This window comes from Pseudomonas sp. BO3-4, from assembly GCF_034044115.1.
GTDB lineage: Bacteria > Pseudomonadota > Gammaproteobacteria > Pseudomonadales > Pseudomonadaceae > Aquipseudomonas > Aquipseudomonas alloputida.
In genome coordinates, this window is record NZ_CP139018.1 from 853,401 (window position 1) to 874,423 (window position 21,023).

Here is a 21,023-nt window from a genome sequence, read left to right on the forward strand (position 1 = left end):
CACGGCGTTTTTCAGGATCTGCCCATGCAATTGGACCGTGCCACTGGCTGGTTCCACGGAATCGGAATCACCCACTGCCCCTCGCCGAACTTCAATGCGCGCCCCGAAGGCGAATCGATTTCCCTGCTGGTGATCCACAACATCAGCCTGCCCCCGGCCTGTTTCGGCACGGGCAAGGTGCAGCAATTCTTCCAGAACCGCCTGGCCCCTGATGAACACCCGTATTTTGCCAGCATCAACCACTTGACTGTGTCGGCGCACCTGTTCGTCGAGCGTGACGGCGCGGTGACGCAGTTCGTGTCGTTGCATGACCGTGCCTGGCATGCGGGTGTGTCGAGCTTTGACGGGCGCGAAGGCTGTAACGACTTTTCCATCGGCATCGAGCTGGAAGGCACCGACGACCTGCCCTATACCGATGCCCAGTATGCGGTGCTGGAGCAACTCACCCGGCACATCCGCAGTGCCTGGCCGGCCATCGACCTGAACCGCATTCAGGGCCACAGCGACATTGCCCCGCAGCGCAAGACCGACCCCGGCCCGGCCTTCGACTGGCCGCGCTACCGCCAGGCGCTGCAGCACAACGAGGACAAGGCATGAGTTTTCTGGTGTTGGTGCTGGCGCTGTGGGTCGAGAAGTTTTCGGCGCTGCGCCATAAGGTGCAGCGTGACGGGTTCTTTCTTGGTGAACTGGTGCGCCTGGAGCGCAGTGGCAAGGTGCACCCGTGGTGGACGTTGGCCATCCTGGTGTTGGCGCCGGTAGCGCTGCTGGTGTTGCTGCTGCATGTGCTGGAGCCGGTGGCGTATGGTTTGCTGGCGTTGCCGGTGCACCTGCTGGTGCTGATCTACAGCCTGGGCCGCGGCGATGCCAAGGCATCGTTGGGGGCGTTTCGTGATGCCTGGCGGCGGGGGGACGATCAGGCGGCGCTGCACGTAGCCGAGCGTGACCTGGGCCTGGTGGCCGATGAACCCCACAGCTTGCTGGTACGGGTGCAGGGTAACTTGCTGTGGCAGGTGTACCAGGGCTTTTTTGCGGTGATCTTCTGGTATTTCGTACTGGGCCCTGGCGCTGCGCTGGCTTATCGATTGTTGGCGCTGTGTAGTGAGCACAGCAAGCAGCCGGCTTTGAAGGCGCGTGCCGAGCAGTTGCGGCACATCATGGACTGGTTGCCGGTGCGGGCGCTGGCGTTGAGCTTTGCCCTGGTGGGCAACTTCCTCGCGGTGACACGGGTGATGCTGCACGAGGTACTCAACTGGCACATCAGCGCCGGGCACCTGGTGGCTCGGGTGGGGCGGATTGCCGATGACATTCCCGAAGAAGAGGACAGCCAGCGCGGTTTGGGGCGGCTGGACAGTCTGTGGGAACTGCTGTTGCGCTGTGCAGTGCTGTGGTATGCCGGGTTCGCGCTGTGGACCGTGCTGGTCTGATTCGGGGCCAATCGCATCCCACGCGAATCCCGGTCACCCGAGTTTCACCAGCCGAACAACGTGCAAGCATTGCGGGTGCTGGCCTGTGCCAGCACCTCGACATCCAGCTCCATCACGTGCGCCAGCGCCGTGGCAATTTCCGGCAGATGCTCCGGGCTGTTGCGTACCCCCGGGTACATCGCCGGTGCCATGTCCGGTGCATCAGTCTCCAGCACCACACTGTCCAGTGGCAGCCGCGCCAGAGTCTTGCGCAGCCGCAGCGCCTGCGGCCAGGTACCCGCACCGCCCAACCCCAGCAGGAAGCCCAGCTTGATGTACTCGCGGGCCTCTTCGTAGCTGCCGGCAAACGCATGAATCACCCCCGCCCGCGCTGGCTTGTAGCGCTTGAGTGTGGCAATCACCTGGGCATGGCTGCGGCGCACGTGCAGCAGGGCCGGTAGTTCGAAGTCGCAAGCCATCTGCAGTTGCGCTTCGAACAGCGCCTGCTGGCGGGTCTTGTCAAGGTCTGCGAGGTAATAGTCCAGGCCAAACTCACCTACGGCACATAGCCGCGGGTTGTCGCGCAGGCGCTCCAGCCACTCGCGCAACTGCACCAGGTGCTCAGGGCGATGCTGGTCGAGGTAGACCGGGTGCAGGCCAAGCGCGGCGAACAGGCGCGGCTCGGCGCAGGCCAGCTCCCACACGCGCTGGAAATTCGCCTGGTACACCCCCAGCACCACCATCCGCTCCAGCCCACGGGCCGCCGCGTTGGCCAGCAGGCGCGGACGGTCGGCGTCGAAGTCGGGGAAGTCCAGGTGGGTGTGGGTGTCGATCAGGCGCATGTTCAGGCCGCTGAGATGCGTTGCTTGAAGGTGCGGCCAACGGCGTGCACGCCGGGTTCATAGCGTTTTTCCTCGATGGCGGCCAGTGCCAGTTCAAGCGCAGTGGCGGCAATCTGGCCATGCTGCTGGGCCATGGCATTGACCGGCAGCGGCAGGAAGTCGAGCAACTGGTTGTCGCCAAAGGTACCCAGCTGCAGTTGGCGCGAGTCGACCGGGCGCGCCTGGAGGGTGTCGAACACGCCCTGCAACAGCACGTACGAAGTGGTCACCAGAGCATCCGGCAGGCCCCCCAGGTCGTCGATCAGTTGCTGCATCAGGCGTTGGCCGCACTCACGGCTGAACGCTTCGCCCTGATAGCGGCGCACTTCGCCGGTATAGCCTTGCAGGGCTTCGTCGAATCCGCCGGCACGCGCCTGGCTAACCGACAGCTCGGGGCGCGCGCCTATCAGGGCGATGCTGCGTGGGGCCGAGCTGAGCAGGCTGGCGGCCAGCTGGCGGCTGGCATCGCGGTCGTCGCTGATCACCGAGCAGAAGTGTGCGGGGTCCAGGCGGCGGTCGATGGCAATCACCGGCAGGCCTTTGTCCTGCAGCTCGCGGTAGCTGTCATCTTCTGGCGGCAGGCAACTGGCAACGAACAGCGCATCGCATCGGCGCGCACGGAACAGTTGCTGCAGTTGGCGCTCGCTGTCTGGCTGGTCGTCGCTGCTGGCGATCAGCAGCTGGTAGCCGCGGGCGCGGGCGCCTTGCTCCAGTTGCTTGGCAATGCGGGCGTAGCTGGGGTTCTCCAGATCCGGGAGAATGAAGCCCAGGGTGCGGGTATGCCGGCTGCGCAGCCCAGCAGCCTGCGGGTTGGGGGTGAAGCCGTGGGCTTCGACCACCGCGCGTACCCGCTCGACAGTACTGTTACTGATGCGCTGCTGTTCAGCCTTGCCATTGATGACGTAGCTGGCAGTGGTCACGGACACACCGGCCAGACGGGCGATATCGCTGAGTTTCACCGAATTTTCCTTGTTATTACCGGGGCTGGCTGTAAGGCCGGTCCGGGTAGTTTGACCCGGTACAGGCATCACGCGCAGACGACCATTGTCGCAATTGTCCGACAGGATGGGGCTTTTTACTGGGCAGATTATCGAGTAACGTGGCCGTCTGGTCAGATTAAACGTTTCAGCTGCCGAATTTTCTGCCTCGGCTGCCACCTGCGCAAGGCTGCTGAACTGGCCCTTTATGTGAATTTCACAACAATACTCCAGTACCCGAACGGGAACTGCAAAAGGAGAAGGTCATGCTCGAGCTCGCCAATGAGCAGATAGCCATGGGCCAGAAGGCCGCCGACAAGGCCGAGGCATTGCGCCTTTTGGCGGATCGGCTGGTTGCGGACGGCCTGGTCGCCGACGGTTACCTGCAAGGGCTGCAGGCCCGGGAGGCACAAGGCTCCACGTTTCTTGGCCAGGGCATCGCCATTCCCCATGGTACGCCGCAAACACGTGACCTGGTGTATGCCACCGGCGTACGCCTGCTGCAGTTCCCCGAGGGAGTAGACTGGGGTGACGGGCAAATGGTCTACCTGGCCATTGGTATTGCCGCCCGCTCCGACGAACACCTGCGCCTGCTGCAGCTGTTGACCCGGGCGCTGGGCGAGACCGATCTGGCCGAAGCCTTGCGCCGTGCCAGCTCTGCCGAAGCGCTGCTCAAGCTGCTGCAGGGCGCGCCTCAGGCGCTGGCGCTGGATGCGCAGCTGGTCGGCCTGAACGTGCCGGCAGAAGACTTCGACGAACTGGCCTGGCGCGGTGCCCGCCTGCTGCAACGTGCCGACTGTGTCGACAGTGGCTTTGCCGCCGTGCTGCAGCAGGCCGAGCCGCTGCCGCTGGGAGAGGGCCTGTGGTGGCTGCACAGCGAGCGCCAGGTTCGTCAACCGGGCCTCGCCTTCATCACCCCGCAGCAGCCGCTGCGTTACCGCGACCAGCCGCTCAACGGTCTGTTCTGCCTGGCCAGCCTTGGGGCCGCTCACGAGGCCCTGCTCGAGCGTCTGTGCGAAGTGTTGATCGAAGGCCGCGGGCAGATGCTCTACCAGGCCACCAGCAGCCGTGCGGTACTGGAAGTGTTGGGCGGTGAAGCGCCGGCGGACTGGCCTAGCGCACGTGTCGTGCTGGCCAATCCACATGGCTTGCATGCGCGACCGGCCAAGGTGCTTGCACAACTGGCCAAAGGCTTTGAAGGGGAAATCCGTGTGCGCCTGGTCGATAGCGCGCAGCCAGCCGTATCGGTGAAGAGCCTGAGCAAGCTGCTCAGCCTCGGCGCACGCCGTGGTCAGGCACTGGAACTGGTCGCCGAACCGAGCATCGCTGCCGATGCCTTGCCGGTGCTGCTGGCGGCTATCGAGCAAGGCTTGGGTGAAGAGGTAGAACCGCTACCGCAGAGCGTCGCGCCCATTGCCGATGACGTACCCGAAGTCCTGCAAGCGCCAGCGGCCGGCAGCCGTATCCAGGGTGTGGGCGCCGCCCCCGGCATTGCCAGCGGCCCGGCGCATGTCTGTGTCGAGCGTGAGTTCGACTATCCCTTGCGGGGGGAATCGTGCGCCCTGGAGCGGCAGAAACTGCGCGAAGCCTTGGCTACCGTCAACGGCGAACTGCAGGCTTTGGTCCTGCGCAGCGACAAGGCCATTGGCGAAATTTTCGTCACCCACCAGGAAATGCTTGCCGACCCGGCCCTGACCGATGATGTCGAACAGCGCCTGGCCCAGGGCGAAAGCGCTGCGGCCGCGTGGATGGCCGTGATCGAAGCTGCGGCCCGTCAGCAAGAGGCGTTGCACGATGCGCTGCTCGCCGAGCGCGCCGCCGACCTGCGCGATATTGGCCGCCGCGTGCTGGCGCAGTTGTGTGGTGTGCAGGCGCAGGCTGAACCCGAGCAACCCTATGTGCTGGTGATGACCGAAGTCGGTCCATCCGATGTCGCCCGCCTGGACCCCAACCGGGTTGCCGGCATTGTCACCGCCCAGGGCGGGGCCACGGCCCACAGTGCCATCGTCGCACGGGCGTTGGGCATACCAGCAGTGGTCGGCGCGGGTGCATCGATACTGCTGTTGGAGAGTGGTACGCCGCTGCTGCTCGATGGGCAGCGTGGTATGGTCAGCGTCGCACCGCCAGCGGATGAGCTGCAGCGGGCGCTGGCCGAGCGTGACCTGCGCGAGCAACGCCTGCAGGCCGCTTGGGCCAACCGCTTCGAGCCGGCTATCACCCGTGATGGGCATGCCGTCGAGGTGTTTGCCAACATCGGCGATAGCAACGGCATCGCCAAGGTGGTGGAGCAGGGCGCCGAAGGTGTCGGCCTGCTGCGCACCGAACTGATTTTCATGGCCCACCCTCAAGCGCCGGATGTGGCTACCCAGGAAGCCGAGTACCGCCGCGTGCTCGATGGCCTCGATGGGCGCCCGCTGGTGGTGCGCACCCTGGATGTTGGCGGCGACAAACCGTTGCCTTACTGGCCGATTGCTGCCGAGGAAAATCCCTTCCTCGGCGTGCGCGGCGTGCGCTTGACCCTGCAGCGCCCGCAAGTGATGGAAGACCAGTTGCGCGCGTTGTTGCGGGCTGCCGACCAGCGCCCGTTGCGTATCATGTTCCCCATGGTTGGCCAGGTGCACGAATGGCGTGAGGCTCGGGCCATGGTAGAGCGCCTGCGTGCAGAAATCCCGGTAGCCGACCTGCAACTGGGCATTATGGTCGAGGTGCCTTCAGCGGCCCTGCTGGCAGCGCAATTGGCGCGCGAGGTGGACTTCTTCAGCATCGGCACCAACGACCTGACTCAATACACCTTGGCCATCGACCGTGGCCACCCCAGCCTCTCGGCACAGGCCGATGGCCTGCACCCGGCGGTATTGAGCCTGATCGACATGACCGTGCGCGCCGCCCATGCCCACGGCAAGTGGGTGGGCGTGTGTGGCGAGCTGGCAGCCGACCCGCAGGCGGTGGCCGTGCTGCTGGGGCTGGACGTGGACGAACTCAGCGTCTCCGCGCGCAGCATCGCCGAAGTCAAGGCACTGGTTCGCCAGGCCGATCATCAGACAGCCCGCGCCCTGGCGCGCGAGGCCCTGCAACAGGACAGCGCCGCAGCAGTTCGCGCGCTGGTGGAGCGTTACTGAATGGCCAAGATCCTCACTCTCACCCTGAACCCTGCGCTGGATATCACCATCGGCCTGGACACTCTGCGCCCAGGGCAGGTCAACCGTAGCCAGGCGCAGCACAGTCACGCCGCGGGCAAGGGGCTGAACGTTGCCCAGGTACTGGCCGACCTGGGGCACAGCGTAACCGTGGGCGGTTTCCTCGGGCGCGACAATCTGCAGCCCTTCGAGGCGCTGATCGACGGCCGCGGTTTTACCGACTGCTTTGTCCGTGTGCCGGGCGAAACCCGCAGCAATATCAAGCTGGTCGAGGCCGATGGCCGCGTGACCGACATCAACGGGCAGGGCCCGGAGGTCGACGAGGCGGCACGCAGTGCCTTGCTGCACAGGCTGGAACAGATTGCCCCCGGTCACGATGCCGTGGTGGTGGCCGGTAGCCTGCCGCGTGGAATCAGTGCCGACTGGTTCCGCCAGTTGCTCGAACGGTTGAAGGCCCAAGGCCTCAAGGTAGTCCTGGACAGCAGTGGTGAAGCCCTGCGTGTCGGCTTGCAAAGCGCGCCCTGGTTGGTCAAGCCCAATACCGAAGAACTGGGCGAAGTGCTAGGCCTGGCTGTGGATAACCTGGCGCAACAGCGCGCCGCCGCCAAGCGCCTGCTGGACAGTGGCGTTGAACACGTGGTGGTGTCTGCGGGCGAGCAGGGCGTCACTTGGTTCAGTCGCGATCTGGCCCTGCAGGCCCGCCCACCCAAGGTGCGGGTGGCCAGCACGGTGGGGGCGGGGGATTCGCTGGTGGCCGGCATGGTCCACGGCCTGCTGCTGGCCGAGGCGCCTGCACAGACGTTGACCCGGGCCACTGCCATCGCCGCCCAGGCCGTTACCCAGGTTGGCTTCGGCATCCATGACCGCGAGCACCTGGCGCAGTTGGAAGCGGCCGTGCAACTGACAGAACAACAAGAGGGTTGCCGATGAACATTGCCATAGTCACCGCCTGCCCCAACGGCCAGGTATCGAGTGTACTGAGCGCACGCTTGCTGTCCGCCGCTGCCCAGCGGCGCGGCTGGAGCACCAGCGTCGAAGTGCAGAATACTGAACACCCCGAGCGGCAACTGAGCGCTGCACAGATCGCCGAGGCTGACTGGGTGCTTGTGGTCAGCACCGGGCCGGTGGACCTGGCCCGCTTCGTCGGCAAGCGCCTGTACCAAAGCACGCCGTCCCAGGCGCTGGCTGATCGCGAAGGCTTTCTCGACGAAGCGGCGGCCAACGCCGAACTGCTGGCCGCGGTGACAGGCACCCCCGCCGCAGTTGGCAGTGCTGGCGCCCGCATCGTTGCCGTCACGGCATGCCCGACCGGCGTAGCCCATACCTTCATGGCCGCTGAAGCCTTGCAGCAAGCCGCACAACAACTGGGCTACCAGCTTACCGTCGAGACCCAGGGCTCGGTCGGTGCGCGCAACCCCTTGTCCGCTGACGCCATCGCAGCGGCCGACGTGGTGCTGCTGGCCGCCGACATTGAAGTACCCACTGCACGTTTCGCCGGTAAACGTATTTACCGTTGTGGTACCGGCATTGCCCTCAAGCAGGCCCGCGCTACCCTGGACAAAGCCTTGGCGCAGGCCACGGTGGAAAACGCTGCCGACGCTGCAGCGGCGACCACGCCGGCCAAGGGCGAGAAAACCGGCGTGTACAAGCACTTGCTGACCGGTGTGTCGTTCATGCTGCCGATGGTGGTGGCCGGCGGTCTGCTGATTGCCCTGTCGTTCGTGTTCGGTATCGAGGCCTACAAAGAGGCGGGCACCTTGCCGGCGGCGTTGATGCAGATTGGCGGTGAAGCCGCCTTCAAACTGATGGTTCCGCTACTGGCAGGCTATATCGCCTGGTCCATCGCCGACCGCCCCGGGCTGGCCCCGGGCATGATTGGCGGCCTGTTGGCCAGCACCTTGGGGGCCGGCTTTATCGGTGGCATCGTCGCCGGTTTCCTCGCCGGTTACAGTGCCAAGGCCATTGCCCGATGGGCGCGCTTGCCCAGCAGCCTGGAGGCGCTCAAGCCGATCCTTATCATTCCATTGCTGGCCAGTCTGTTCACCGGGCTGGTGATGATCTACGTGGTCGGCCAGCCGGTAGCGGCGATGCTCGAAGGCCTGACGCACTTCCTCGACAGCATGGGCACCACCAATGCCATCCTGCTGGGGCTGTTGCTGGGCGGCATGATGTGCGTCGACCTTGGCGGGCCGATCAACAAGGCCGCCTATGCGTTCTCGGTGGGGCTGCTTGCCTCGTCGAGCTACGCGCCAATGGCGGCGACCATGGCCGCCGGCATGGTGCCGCCGATTGGCTTGGGTATTGCCACCTTCCTGGCCAGGCGCAAGTTCGCCCAGAGCGAGCGCGAGGCGGGCAAGGCGGCGCTGGCGCTGGGACTGTGCTTCATCTCCGAGGGGGCGATTCCGTTTGCCGCCAAGGACCCGTTACGGGTGATTCCGGCCAGTATCGCCGGTGGTGCGTTGACCGGGGCATTGTCGATGTATTTTGGCTGCAAGCTGATGGCGCCGCATGGCGGCTTGTTCGTGTTGTTGATCCCCAACGCGATCAACCATGCGTTGCTGTATTTGCTGGCGATTGTGGCGGGTAGCCTGGTGACAGCGGTGGTGTATGCGGTTATCAAGAAGAGCGAGGGTGTGGAGTTGGCCGTTGCGCCTGCTAAAAGTGTATGAGCAGACCTCGTTCTGTGGGAGCGGCCTTGTGTCGCGAAAGGGCCGCAAAGCGGCCCCGGCAATCTAAGTTGCGAAGCTGAAAATCTGGGGCTGCTTCGCAGCCCTTTCGCGACACAAGGCCGCTCTCACAAGGACTGCGCCAGGCTTTAGATGTGTACGGCGACCTTCAGGGCTTCCAGCGCCGGCTAGGCCTTGATGCCCAGCGCTGCACCCAGCTCCATTACCCAGGGTTGATGGGCGGTTTTGCGGTGATGAGGTTTCTCGATACCGCGCTGGGCTGAGGCTGAACACCGGCCTGTGGGAGCGGCCTTGTGTCGCGAAAGGGCCGCGAAGCGGCCCCGGCATTATATGCATCGACGCTGAAATCCCGGGGCTGCTGTGCAGCCCTTTCGCGACGCAAGGCCGCTCCCACACGGATCGCGCCAGCTTTCAGAAATTGAGCAAGACAGTTGCTCCCACAGAGCCCGCGTTGGCCTTTCAACGGCGATGCTTCTGCCGCAACGGCACCAGTAGATCACCCAGCCCGTTGTGATCGATCTCATGCATCAATGCCAGCAACCCGCCCAGTTCCCCTGCCGGGAAGCCCTTGCGCGCAAACCACGCCAGGTAGTCACCGGGCAGGTCGGCAATGATCCTTCCCTGGTACTTGCCGAACGGCATGCTGCGGGTCACCAGTAGTTCGAGAGTTTCCGGCTTCATCTTCGCGCACCTGGCTGTGGAAAGGCGCCGACCATACTGCAATCTGCACGAAGCCCCAAGCGGCAATCATGCAGAACGCCGTAAACAGTAGTCTCCCATCAAGCTATAAGTTATTGAATAATAAGGGGTTTGAGTTTTTTAAAAGCGTGGCACGAACACTGCAATTCTCTAGAGGACTATCACCTGCCAAGGAGTTCGACCATGAGCAACCCCAACAAAGACGTGATCGACGTACTCAACGACCTGATCGAGTACAGCAAGGATGGCGAGAAAGGTTTCAAGGCCTCGGCCGATGATGTAAAGAACCCCGAACTGAAAGCGTTCTTCGTCCAGCGTGCGGGCGAGTGCGCCAACGCTGCCAGTGAATTGCAGGGCGAAGTGCGCCGCCTGGGCGGCGATCCGGAAACCTCTACCAGCATCAGTGGCGACCTTCACCGCGGCTGGGTCAACCTCAAGTCGATGGTCACCGGCAAGGACGAAGAAGCCGTGCTGAACGAGGTGGAGCGTGGCGAGGACCACGCCCTCAAGGCCTACAAGGAAGCCCGCGAAAAGCTGGTGAAACTGGGCCGCACTGCCAGCGACATGACCTACAGCCTGGTGGAAAAGCAGCTGCAAGGCGTGCAGCGCAACCATGACCAGGTCAAGGCCCTGCGCAACGCTGCCCGCGCCCGCTCCTAATCGAGCGGGCCCTCTACCCGATTTCGGCCATTGGCCTTGGCGCGGTAGAGCGCTTCGTCCGCAGCACCCAGCACCCTGCCAAGGTCGTGCTGGGTGCCGGACAGACCGATACCGATGCTCACGGTCACTGCGTGGGCATCATCCGCAAACGGCGCCAGCGCCTCGACGCTGGCGCGGATGCGTTCAGCCAGTAGCTGGGCCCCGGCCAGATCGGTTTCCGGCAGCACTACCTGAAACTCCTCCCCACCATAGCGCGCAGCCAGGTCTGCCGGGCGACGAATGCAGGCTTCGATGGCCTTCGCCACTTCGCGCAAGGCATGGTCGCCACCGGCATGGCCATGGCGCTGGTTGAATGCCTTGAAGTGGTCCACGTCCACCATCAGTATCGCCAACGGCTTACGGCTGCGTTGTGCGCGGGCCCATTCCTGGCGCAGCACATGGTCCAGCCTGCGGCGGTTGGCCAGGCCAGTCAGGCTATCGGTGGAAGCGAGCATGGCCAGGTTTTCTTCGGCTTCGTGGCGGCGGCGCAGTTCGCGGCCAAGCAGCAACGTCAGCCACAGAATGCCCACGCACAGACCGCCGGTGGCGACGCTGACCAGAATGGCGGTGCGGCGCCAGGACTGAAACACCTCGTCGGCCGAATGCACCACCAGTACGATCAGGGGCAATTGCGCGACCCGGGCGAAGGTGAATATGCGCGGCTTGCCGCTGCTGTGGGAGCGGGCGGTGAAGCTACCGCTCTGTTCACTGAGGATGCGCTTGAAATTGGGCCGTTCGGTGTAGTAAGTGCCAATCAGCGGGTCTTGCGCGGGGGAGGGCTGGCGGACGAGCAACTGCCCGTCGGTATTGAACAGGTTGATGCTGCTGTCGTGGCCAATGTCCAGGCGCTGGAACAACTCATTGAAGTACGACAGGCGCAGCGCACCCGCTGCCAACCCGGCGAACTCGCCATTGGGGCCCGAGATGCGTCGGCTGAAACTGATACACCAGTCCAGGTCGCCAAGCTTGGCCTTGAACGGGGGGCCCACCAGCAAGCCGAGGTTGGCATTGTGCTGGTGGGCCTTGAACACCCCGGTGTCGCCGAAGTTGGCCTTGCGTGGCACGTTGCTGGTGGAGTCGCCGACGACATTGCCTTGCTTGTCCAGCCACAGCACGTCACCGCGCTTGCGGTCGACAAAGGCTTCATTGAACAGCAGGCGCTGGCGTATCGGGCCGGGGACTTCCGGCAGTTCCTTGCGCCCGACGGCCCAGATCAGGCCTTGCAGTGATTGGTCGTAGAGTTCGACGTTGCGCAGAATGTCGCTTTCGATCAGCTGGACGATGTTGTTCGACGAGCGCACCGCCGACTGCTCGACACTCTCGCGCTCGCGGGCAAGCAGGTAGCTGACGATGGCCACGATGGCGAGCACGGCAAGGCAACTGCCCAGATTGAGGATCAGCTCGGGGTGCGACCTGTAGATTGCGAAACGCGGGGATTGGGTGGGCATGCTCGCTACTGCGTGGGCAGGGCCATTCGCGGCGGCGGTATTCTAGGGAAGCAGGGATTGTCGGACAAGATTTGTCCGACGGAAGCACGGTGTACTGTTCTTTTCGAGTTGCCGTGTGCCCCTGTAGGAGCGGATTTACCCGCGAACATCGGCGAAGCCTTCTTCGCGGGTGAACCCGCTCCTACACTGGCAGCAAAAGATCAGAACACGTTCAGTGGGTAGTCGACGATGACCCGCACTTCATCGTTGTCGCTGTTGCTGTCGATCGACGCATAACCCTGGCTGCCGCGGTGGGTGGCATAACGCACCAGCACCGACAGGTCCTTGAGGTCACCTTCCTGGAACACGTATTTCACGTCCAGGTCGCGTTCCCAGTGCATGGCGTTCTTGCCATCTTCACGGTAGTAGTCGTAGTGAGTAGTGTCCTGAGTGGCCTTGGTCAGGTCAGCCTCGCCGCGCGAGTAGGACAGCGAGGTAGACAAACCAGGCACGCCGACACCGGCGAAGTCATAGCCGTACTGCAGTTTCCACGAACGCTCGTTCGGCGCGTTGAAGTCCGAGTACATGCGCGAGTTGTCCAGGTACACGCTGTCGCCCAGGTTGATGTAGTCGAATGGCGTGTTGCCGTTCACTCGCTGGTAGGCGGCGGTGACGCTGTGGAAGCCTGCGTTGACGGTGAAGTGCACGCTGTAGGTGTTGTTGTCGATCTTGCCTAGCAGGGCCTGGCCGGTGTCCTGGGTGTGATAGAAGTGCACGCCCGGGTTCAGGCTGACCAGGTCATTGACCACATAGGTGTAGTCGAAGTCCGCGTAGTACTGGTTCCAGATGTCCTTCAGTTCGGCGGCGTACAGGTTGGCGGTGATGTGCTCGGTACCGCTCCACGACGCGCCGGCCCAGTTCAGGTGCTTGCTCTTGTCGTGCTCGTCCAGTGACCCGTAGTAGGTGTCGATGCGGCGGTGGCCGCTCTGGTTGTACGGGTGGGTGAAGCTGACCTGGCCGCCTTCGAGCAACAGGCCATCAATGCTGGTGTTGGTCAGGCTTACACCGCGGAAAGTTTGCGGCAGCATGCGCGTTTCACCGCCGGCGATCACCGGGTTGGTGAGGAACAGGTCACCGGCTTTCAGTTCGGTGTCGAAGGCCTTGAGCTTGACCGCAGCACCGGCAGTGGAGAACGAATGCGGGGCAGCGCCCAGTTCGCCGTCGTCCTTGATGTGTTCGGGCAGGATGCTGGTGCCGGCATGGCCGCCACCGCCGTCGAGCTTCAGGCCCAGCATGGCATGAGCATCCAGGCCAAAGCCGACCACACCTGGGGTGTAGCCCGACTCGAAACGCGCTACCGCGCCTTGGCCCCACTCGCGGGTGTCGCGCACGCCGGCGTTGTGGTTGTCGCGGTTGAAGTAGGCATTACGAAAATGCAGGTTGAAGGACGAACCTTCGATGAAGCCATCAGCCTTGTCTTCATCTGCCTGGGCGGCGAAAGGGATCGTTGCAGTCAACGCAATGAAAAGCGGGGTAAAACGAAACGCGGAAGGCACCGGTACTAGCTCCTTTGGTCTGACGGTGGGGCAGTTTTTATATTTGAATGTGCGTCTTTTTTATAGGTACACGTTACAGCCGGGCTGAGTGTTAAAGCACATAAAAAAAGCCGCTGATCGGCAGCGGCTTTAAAAGGCTAACATATCGGCACCGGAGGTGCCCATGGCGTAGCCAAGGGAAAGAAGGAACAGCGACAGCGTTTGATCAGCTGTCGGCATTGGCATCGACGTTCACTTTGGAAGCTGTCTGTTTCGCGTCTTTTGCGGTATCTGCCTTGTTTGCGGCAACAGCCTCACGGGCCTCTTGATGGACCGCCGCGAACGCTGCATTACGGGTAACGAAAGCCGGGGATTCTTCGGCCATGGCCAGGGGCGACAACAACAGGGAAGACAGGACGAAGACGCTGGCAATACCCATACTGTTGGACATTTGAAACTACCTTCTTGCGGTGCAAGTGCTAATGAGGACAGGGGTAAAGTTAGTCCTTTCAGTGCACTCGAAACAGAGCGAAGTGCGATAAGCACTGTTGCGCAAAAGGTAACGATCCTTGCGAAAATCAATAGGACTTTCGGCGAAAGTCCCGTGCTAGAGCACCTGCACAGGGTGCCGCCTTGGGCAAAATGGTCAGGCTAGAAACCGATAAAGGCGTAATAAACCGGGGTTTCATGGGTTGTGCGCAAACCCAGTGCCTGCAAGCTTGCCGTCAGCGCTTCATCCTGCACATGCAAGGTCCACTGTGCCGCTTCATTCCCCTGTACCTGCGCCAGTGCCGCAGCAAAGGCCCCCATATCCGGCAAGTAGGCGGTAAAACCGTTACCCTTGAGCGCACTGGTCGTCATGCCCAATGCCTGGCACACCGCCACCTTGGCGGCAATGTCATCGCGGTCGGCCTGGCGCGAAGCCTGTACCAGTGCCTGCAGTTCCACATCGACCAGTTGCGCGCCATGAATCAGCTCCGGCCCCTGTTGCCAAGCCTCAGGCGGGCAGTCTTTGCTGTCTGGCCGCAGCGGGATATGCGGGTTGATTTCTACCGGATAGATGCGACACACCAGCGGGCGCTGCTCATAGATGGTGCAGAGGTCGTTGGCGTCGAGGTTACGGCAACGTCCGGGGTTGAATGCAGCAAAGGTCACCGAGACGCGTGCCTCGCCCTCGCCACAATGCACTGGATGGGAGCGTCGCAGCACATGGTCACGCTGCTCCAGCGGCATGCCGGGGCCGTCCACGACGAAGGCCTCGATCAGTACCACCACCTGGCCGGCATCGTCCGCCCAGCGACGCGCTTCGGCCAGCGTCAGTGGCACATGGTGGCCGGTGCAGCATTTGCCGCAGCCGGTACAGCCGAAACGTAAGCGGTCGGTCACTTGGCCTCCGGGCTCCATTCACTGACGAAAGCACGCTGGTGCTGGCGGTCGTACAGGCACAGTTCGGTGCCGGTGCGCTGCTGCATGTGCTTCTGTGGGTAGACGCCTTCGATCAGCAGGGCACTCATGCCGACCTGGTCATCAAACTCGGCGGGCTTGCCGCGGGCATGGGCGTCCTTGAACTGGCTGGCGGTCAGGCAAGCCTTGAGCATCTGCTGGCGTTGCTCGTTCCAGGCCTGGCTACTGGAGGCCTGGGCAATACCGCTGAAGAGGGCGCAGCTGATCAAGATAGAGCTGAGAAGCTTCATACGCGATTCCGGCAATTTTCTTGCGAGGGGCGCGAATTATGCCCGAGTCACCCCCGGCGGCAAGCCGGGGAGTTTGTCGCTGAATATATCAGTGCTCGGCGAACACCACGGTACGCGCAGCCACCACCAGACAATCGGTCAGCTCTGGCGAGGAGAACTTGGTAAGGATGGCATTGGCCCCGGCCTGGGTCGCCTTTTCACTGCTCATGGCACTGTCCAGCGAGGTGTGCAGCAGCACGTACAGGTGCTGGAAGTCGGGGGTTTCACGCAGCGTGCGGGTGAAGGCGTAGCCGTCCATTTCGCTCATTTCGATGTCGGAGACGATGATGTTGATCTCCTGCGCGGTGCCTTGCAGCTCCAGCAGCACGTTGATGGCGTCTTTGGCGCTGCGCGCGGTGTGGCATTCGATACCGAGGTTGCGCAGGGTGTGCACCGACTGCTGCAGGGCCACCTGGCTGTCGTCCACCACCAGGATGTTGGCGGCGGCCAGCAGGCTGGCGTCTTCTTCGTTCAAGGTGCCGTGCGCTGGCTCGGCGACGGGCGGGGCGATGGCGTGTATGACTTTTTCGATGTCCAGCACCTGCACCAGGGTGTTGTCCACGCGCGTCACACCGGTAATGAACGAGCGGGTGCCCGAGGCGTAGGGCGGCGGTTTGATGTCGGTGCTCAGGCAATGCACGATGCGGCTGACCGCCTGTACATGCAGGCCTTGGCGCGAGCGGCTGATCTCTGTAACGATCAGGCAGCCACCCTGCGGGTCGACCAGTGGTTGTTCGCCAATGGCGCGGGACAAGTCGATGACCGACAGCGAGTGGCCCCGCAGGGTTGCCACACCTTTTACGTGGGGGTGTGACTCGGGCAGCTTGGTCAGCGGCGGGCAGGGGATGATCTCGCTGACCTTGAGCAGGTTGATTGCCATCAGCTTGCCGCTGCGCAGGGTGAACAGCAGCAGGGATAGCGAATCCGCGCGGGCATTTTGCGTGGCCATGGTGACCTTCGGTGAGGAGCAGGGGATAACCGGTTATCGGCCTGTTTGGGTCGGGCTTTAGGCATTTTGCACAGAACCCAGGAATGCCTGGATCAGCGTTCACGCAGGGCCTCCTTGGCTCGGTTCAGCGGCTTGATCAGGTAATCGAGGATGGTTTTCTCGCCCGTTCGGATATCCACCGTGGCAATCATCCCTGGCACGATCGCAAAACGCTTGCCGGCCTTGTTTTGCAAGCTGTCCTGTTCGGTGCGGATGAACACGCGGTAGTAGTAGATTTCCGGTTTGACCTCGTCCTGCAGGGTGTCCGGCGAAATGCCCACCACCTTGCCGTCCAGCCCGCCGTACACCGAGTAGTCATAGGCACTGATCTTGACCTTGGCCGCCTGGTCGGGGTGAATGAAGGCGATGTCCCGTGGCGCGATGCGGGTTTCGATCAGCAGGCGTTCGTCCATCGGCACGATCTTCATTACCTGGCCACCGGGCTGCACCACGCCACCCAGGGTGTTGACCTCGATGTCCTTCACGATGCCGCGCACCGGCGAGCGCAGGGTCAGGCGGGTGAGCGAGTCGCTGCGCCCACGGATCACTTCCGACAGGGCGTCCGCTTCGGCGCTGGCCTTGGCCAGTTCTTCCCGGGCGCGCACCAGATAGTCTGAGCGCGCCTCGTTGGCTTTGAGTTCCAGCTCGGAACGCTGGCGGTTCAGGCGGATCACTTCAACCCGGCTGGAGGCACCCATCTTTGCCAGGTTCTCGGTGATTTTCAGCTCGCTGCGCACCAGCTGCAACGAGTCCTGAATGCCCGCCAGGGTCTGTTCCAGGCCGCGGCGGCGGGTCTGGTACAACGCGGTTTCGGCATCGATCAGGTCGGGAGAGTCGCGCAGGCTCGCCGGGAAGGTCAGGGGCTTGCCGGTCACCTCTGCCTGCAGGCGAGCCTGACTGGCTTTGGCAGCCCGGTACTTGGCCTCGCTTTCACCCACGCTGGAAGCCGTCTTGGTCGGGTCGAGCTGGGCCAGCACTTGGCCGCGCTCGACCAGGTCGCCTTCGGCCACGCTCATCTGCGCGACGATACCGCCCTCGAACGACTGAATGACCTGCTCTCGCGAACTTGGGATGACCTTGCCTGTGCCGGTGGACACCTCGGTCACCTCGAACCAGGCCGCCCAGGCCAGGAACGCCGCCAGCATCAGCGCGCAGAGGGTGATGATGCGGCCGGCGCGGAACACCGCCTGGTCGTCCTGCCCGTCCAGGTAGGAAGCCGGGAGTTCATGGTTGCTCATGCCTGGGCTCCCTGCAGTTTGGCCAGCGCGGCATCGCGCGCGTCATCGATGACGATGCGCCCGGCGTCCAGCACCAGGATGCGGTCGACCCGCTGCAGAACACTCAGGCGATGGGTTGCGATCACCAGTGTACGGCCCTCACAGAAGCGCTCCAGGTTATCCAGCAGCTTGCGCTCGGTCATGTCGTCCAGCGACGCGGTCGGCTCGTCCAGCAGCAGCACCTGCGGCTGGCGTACCAGCAGGCGCGACAGCACCAGGGCTTGGCGCTGGCCGCCAGACAAGCCCAGGCCTCCTTCGAGGATCAAGTGGTCCATGCCCTTGGGCAGGCGGCGGACGAAGTCCAGTGCGCCAGTGGCGGCCAGCGCGGCCACCAGTTCCTGGTCGCTGGCCTGGCCGGCGCCGAGGGTGAGGTTTTCCCGCAGGGTGCCGTGGAACAGCCTCGCGTACTGCGGCAGCAGGCCGACGTCACGGCGCAGGTCAGCAGGGTCGAGGTGGGCCATGGCGATGCCGTCCAGGCTGATCTCGCCCTGCACCAGGTCCATGGCCCCACCCAGCGCCTGCAGCAAGGTTGATTTGCCGGCGCCGTTGCGGCCCAGCACGGCAATGCGCTCGCCCGGCTGGATGTCCAGCCGGCCAATGTTCAGCACTGGCGGGTAGTCTTCGCTGTAGCGGAAGTTGGCCTGGCGCAGGCGGTACTCGCCGTGAATGGCTGGCAGGTGCACGCGGGCTTCGCCTTCGGGGTGGTCGACTGGTGACTGCATCAGCTTGTCCAGGCCTTGCAGCGCGACCTTGGCCTGCTGCCAGCGGGTCAGCACATGGGTCAGCTGGGCGAGCGGTGCCATCATCCGCGACGAAAGCATGGATGCCGCCACCAGGCTACCCGTGGTGAGGTCGCCGGCGATGACCATGGGTGCGCCGATCACGATGACCACGGCAAACACGGCACCCTGCACGTTCTGCGTCCAGGTCACCAGGCCGTTGGTGAGGGTGCGCAGGCGCAGGTTGGTGTGCGCGCAGGCCGCGTTGTACTGGTTCCACTGCCGTTCGAAGCGAGCCTCCGCCTGCAGTGCCTTGATCTCGTCCAGGCCTTGGATACTTTCCACCAGCATGGCGTTGCGCAGCGCCGACTCACGCATCGAGGCATTGGCCAACCGTGCCAGGCGCCGTTGTGCAAGCAACCCGGGCAACACCATGGCCAGCAGCGCGACCAGCGGGATGAACACCAGTACGCCGCCGATCAGCCAGAACACGAACAGGAACAGCAGGAAGAACGGCAGGTCGGCCAGCACCGTGGCGGTGCTGGACGTGATCAGGTCGCGGATCGACTCCAGCTCGCGCAACTGCGAGATGAACGAGCCGGTGGACTTCGGCCGCACCGAGTTGCGCAGGCGCAGGGCATGGCCGTAGACCAGGTCGCTCACCCGCAGGTCGGCGCGCTTGCCGAGCAGGTCGGTCACCTTTAGCCGCAGCAGGCGCATGCTGAAGTCGAACACCAGTGCCAACACCACACCGCCAAACAGGACGTAGAGGGTGGGCAGGGATTCGGCCGGTATCACTCGGTCGTACACCTGCATCGAGAACAGCACGCCGGCCAGCGCCAGCACGTTGGCCACCAGTGAAGCGACCATCACCTGCCCATAAGGGCGCAGGTCACGCAGTACGATGCGGGCGAACCAGTGGCGGTCGTAAGGCGCGGTGTAGTCGTCGGTGCGCACATCGCGCAGTGGCCGGGCCGGGCGCAGCAGGGCCACGCGGTTGATACGGCCTTTCAGGGTGTCGCGGGGCAGACGCGAAGTCAGGCCCTGGTCACCGGCGAACACCACTGCCAGGTCGTCCTCTTCGGTCACCGACTCGACCACCGCCAGCTGCCCATCGTCCAGCTCCAGCACCAGCGGCGTGCGCCATTGCCGCAGGCCCTTGGCATCGAAGTGCACGAAGCGCAATGCCAGACCCGCCTGACGTGCCATGTGGCGGAGGATTTCATTCAACGGGCGGGCATCCTCCGCAGCGGCCAGGCGAATACGCTGGGGTGATACGTCCAGGCGGTAGTGGTGTGCCACCTGCAACATCACCTCAAGCCAGGGGCCAAGGTCTGGCCGGTGGGCGGCGGCCTGCTCCGGCGCGGGCGCCTGGTTGGGCAGGGTCACATCGATCGAATCACTCATGGCTGGATCTCCACACCTTGCAGGTTGCGCCCCTCAAGGCCAAAGGCCGTGCGCAGGGCGCCGGTGTTGTACAGGCAGTCGACATCCAGGCGCAGCAGATCGGAGCGGGTGCCGGCAAGTTCGAAGCGTGACTGGTAGATCTCCTGCTCGGCGTTGAGCAGGTCGAGCAGTGGCCGTGTGCCCAGGTCCAGGTACTGACGCCCGTAGAGCATGCGTGCCTCCTGGATGCTGACCTGGCGGGCTTCCAGCGAGGTCAGCCGGCGGCCCAGCCCGGAGGTTTGCGCCTTGGCCTCGGCCAGGCCTCGACGCGCTTGCAGGCGTGCGGCGTCTTCGGCGGAGTCGGCGGCGGTCAGCGCGTGGCCGGCAGCGCGGGTACGGGCGCTGATGGAGCCCCCTTGGTAGATGGGGACTTCGACGTTCAGGTAGATGCCCGCCTGGGTGCGGTCCAACCGTGCGTTATCGCGGTTGTAGTCGTCGTCCAGGTAATGATTGACCTGCGGTTGCAACGACAGGGTAGGGTAGGCCTCCGCCTTGGCCTGGGCCAGCTCGGCCTGGCCCTGTGCGCGCTGGGCCAGGGCCATCAGCACGGCGGGCAGGCGGTCATCACCCTGTGCAGGGCGCTTGCAGGCCTGGTTCAGCTCGGCGGGTGAGCCTTCGGCCAGTGCCGGTGGGGTAACGCGGCCCATCAGCGCCGCCAGGGTCGAGCGCCAGCGCTCGTACTGCGACTGGTACTCTTCCAGGGTGGCACGGGCGCTTTCCACGCGGGACTCGGCCTGCACCACGTCGGAACGGGTACTGGCGCCCATGTCGCTGCGCTGGCGCGCCATGCCGGCAATGTCGCCCACGCCGCGAATCTGGTCGCGGGCAATCGTCATCAGTTGCTCGTAGCGGCGGGTTTCGATCCAGGCATAGGCTGTGTCGCGGGCCAGGTCGTCGACCACCAGCAGGATATTGGCCTGGGCGCGGGCGGCGGCAGCCTGGGCCGCGTTGACGGCGCTGTCGACCTTGCCGAAGTCATAGAGCATTTGCTTGAGCGACAGGTTCAGGGCCTGGCTATTGCGGTCGCCGCCATAGCCGGTGTCATAACCGGTGCGCAGGCCACCGGAAATCTGTGGGTAATACCCCGCACGGGCGACGTTGATGCCTTCGCCCTGCTTGTAAAGGTTGCCGATGGCCTCAGCGATGCTCGGGTGCCATTGCGCTGCCTGCAGCACCGCGTCGGTAAGGCTCAGCCGTTCGCCACTGGCGACCGGGGCCATGCCGATGGGGGGCCGGGCGGGCACCGCTTCGGGCGCATCGCGTAGCAGCGACGGCCCGATCTGGCGCAGGTGGGGGTCTATATCATCGGCTGCCTGGGCAACCGGGTGGAAGTTCAGGGCCAGGAGCCCGAAGGCTCCCAGCAACAGCGGTGACAGCGGACTGCTTCGCTTCACATAGTTCCCTTACTGCTGGTC

General features: G+C 64.0%; 18 protein-coding genes. 6 read left to right on the plus strand and 12 right to left on the minus strand.

What is annotated here, in order from left to right:
* Nucleotides 1-24: 24 nt before the first annotated feature.
* Both ampD and ampE read left to right on the plus strand, forming a co-directional pair.
* Nucleotides 25-597: a 1,6-anhydro-N-acetylmuramyl-L-alanine amidase AmpD gene (gene ampD, locus REH59_RS03960; RefSeq protein WP_004575862.1), complete on the plus strand. Its 573-nt coding sequence runs from the start codon at nt 25-27 to the stop codon at nt 595-597.
* The gene (ampE, locus tag REH59_RS03965; RefSeq protein WP_003247314.1) at nt 594-1,424 is read left to right on the plus strand and encodes a regulatory signaling modulator protein AmpE; all 831 of its coding nucleotides are present in this window, start codon (nt 594-596) and stop codon (nt 1,422-1,424) included. Before ampD ends, ampE begins: the two co-directional genes overlap by 4 nt.
* 44 nt (nt 1,425-1,468) lie before the next feature.
* Here ampE and REH59_RS03970 read toward each other — a convergent pair whose 3' ends face one another.
* Together REH59_RS03970 and cra are read right to left on the minus strand one after the other, a co-directional pair.
* Nucleotides 1,469-2,245 (minus strand): TatD family hydrolase, encoded by a 777-nt coding sequence (locus tag REH59_RS03970; protein ID WP_003247313.1) that lies wholly within the window; start codon nt 2,243-2,245, stop codon nt 1,469-1,471.
* Nucleotides 2,246-2,247: 2 nt separating this feature from the next.
* Nucleotides 2,248-3,243: a catabolite repressor/activator gene (cra, locus tag REH59_RS03975; protein ID WP_003247312.1), complete on the minus strand. Its 996-nt coding sequence runs from the start codon at nt 3,241-3,243 to the stop codon at nt 2,248-2,250.
* Nucleotides 3,244-3,527: 284 nt separating this feature from the next.
* On the opposite strand from cra, the gene ptsP reads away from it, so the two are divergent.
* The 3 genes from ptsP to REH59_RS03990 are packed head-to-tail and all read left to right on the plus strand — an operon-like array spanning nt 3,528 to nt 9,067.
* A complete protein-coding gene (gene ptsP / locus REH59_RS03980; protein WP_014860786.1) occupies nt 3,528-6,380 on the plus strand; it encodes a phosphoenolpyruvate--protein phosphotransferase in 2,853 nt (950 codons plus the stop codon).
* Entirely contained in the window at nt 6,381-7,328 is a 948-nt protein-coding gene (gene pfkB, locus REH59_RS03985; protein ID WP_100773942.1) for a 1-phosphofructokinase, read from the plus strand. It begins immediately after the preceding gene.
* Nucleotides 7,325-9,067: a PTS fructose-like transporter subunit IIB gene (locus tag REH59_RS03990; protein WP_003247309.1), complete on the plus strand. Its 1,743-nt coding sequence runs from the start codon at nt 7,325-7,327 to the stop codon at nt 9,065-9,067. Before pfkB ends, REH59_RS03990 begins: the two co-directional genes overlap by 4 nt.
* Before the next feature lie 477 nt (nt 9,068-9,544).
* Here the strand turns inward: REH59_RS03990 and REH59_RS03995 are convergent, their stop codons facing one another.
* Entirely contained in the window at nt 9,545-9,766 is a 222-nt protein-coding gene (locus REH59_RS03995; RefSeq protein WP_003247308.1) for a DUF3820 family protein, read from the minus strand.
* Nucleotides 9,767-9,967: 201 nt separating this feature from the next.
* Here REH59_RS03995 and REH59_RS04000 point away from each other — a divergent pair, with 201 nt between their 5' ends.
* Nucleotides 9,968-10,444 (plus strand): ferritin-like domain-containing protein, encoded by a 477-nt coding sequence (locus REH59_RS04000; RefSeq protein ID WP_003247307.1) that lies wholly within the window; start codon nt 9,968-9,970, stop codon nt 10,442-10,444.
* Here the strand turns inward: REH59_RS04000 and REH59_RS04005 are convergent.
* From REH59_RS04005 to REH59_RS04045, 9 genes are all read right to left on the minus strand, one after another.
* Nucleotides 10,441-11,931 (minus strand): sensor domain-containing diguanylate cyclase, encoded by a 1,491-nt coding sequence (locus tag REH59_RS04005; protein ID WP_265536595.1) that lies wholly within the window; start codon nt 11,929-11,931, stop codon nt 10,441-10,443. The genes REH59_RS04000 and REH59_RS04005 overlap by 4 nt on opposite strands.
* 200 nt (nt 11,932-12,131) lie before the next feature.
* The gene (locus REH59_RS04010; protein ID WP_003247305.1) at nt 12,132-13,466 is read right to left on the minus strand and encodes an OprD family porin; all 1,335 of its coding nucleotides are present in this window, start codon (nt 13,464-13,466) and stop codon (nt 12,132-12,134) included.
* 205 nt (nt 13,467-13,671) lie between these two features.
* Nucleotides 13,672-13,896, minus strand: a complete 225-nt coding sequence (locus tag REH59_RS04015) for a hypothetical protein (protein WP_003247304.1) — start codon at nt 13,894-13,896, stop codon at nt 13,672-13,674.
* 200 nt (nt 13,897-14,096) lie between these two features.
* Nucleotides 14,097-14,831, minus strand: coding sequence for a YkgJ family cysteine cluster protein (locus REH59_RS04020; RefSeq protein ID WP_014860791.1), 735 nt, complete (start codon nt 14,829-14,831; stop codon nt 14,097-14,099).
* Nucleotides 14,828-15,139, minus strand: coding sequence for a hypothetical protein (locus REH59_RS04025; protein WP_003247302.1), 312 nt, complete (start codon nt 15,137-15,139; stop codon nt 14,828-14,830). Before REH59_RS04025 ends, REH59_RS04020 begins: the two co-directional genes overlap by 4 nt.
* Before the next feature lie 88 nt (nt 15,140-15,227).
* The gene (locus tag REH59_RS04030) at nt 15,228-16,127 is read right to left on the minus strand and encodes a chemotaxis protein (RefSeq protein WP_003247301.1); all 900 of its coding nucleotides are present in this window, start codon (nt 16,125-16,127) and stop codon (nt 15,228-15,230) included.
* A gap of 92 nt (nt 16,128-16,219) precedes the next feature.
* A complete protein-coding gene (locus REH59_RS04035) occupies nt 16,220-17,404 on the minus strand; it encodes an HlyD family type I secretion periplasmic adaptor subunit (RefSeq protein ID WP_003247300.1) in 1,185 nt (394 codons plus the stop codon).
* Complete coding sequence (locus REH59_RS04040) at nt 17,401-19,569, minus strand: type I secretion system permease/ATPase (protein ID WP_014860792.1); 2,169 nt, start codon at nt 19,567-19,569, stop codon at nt 17,401-17,403. The genes REH59_RS04035 and REH59_RS04040 overlap by 4 nt, the downstream gene beginning before the upstream one ends.
* Nucleotides 19,566-21,002: a TolC family outer membrane protein gene (locus REH59_RS04045; protein ID WP_070096806.1), complete on the minus strand. Its 1,437-nt coding sequence runs from the start codon at nt 21,000-21,002 to the stop codon at nt 19,566-19,568. Before REH59_RS04045 ends, REH59_RS04040 begins: the two co-directional genes overlap by 4 nt.
* Between the last annotated feature and the right edge of the window lie 21 nt (nt 21,003-21,023).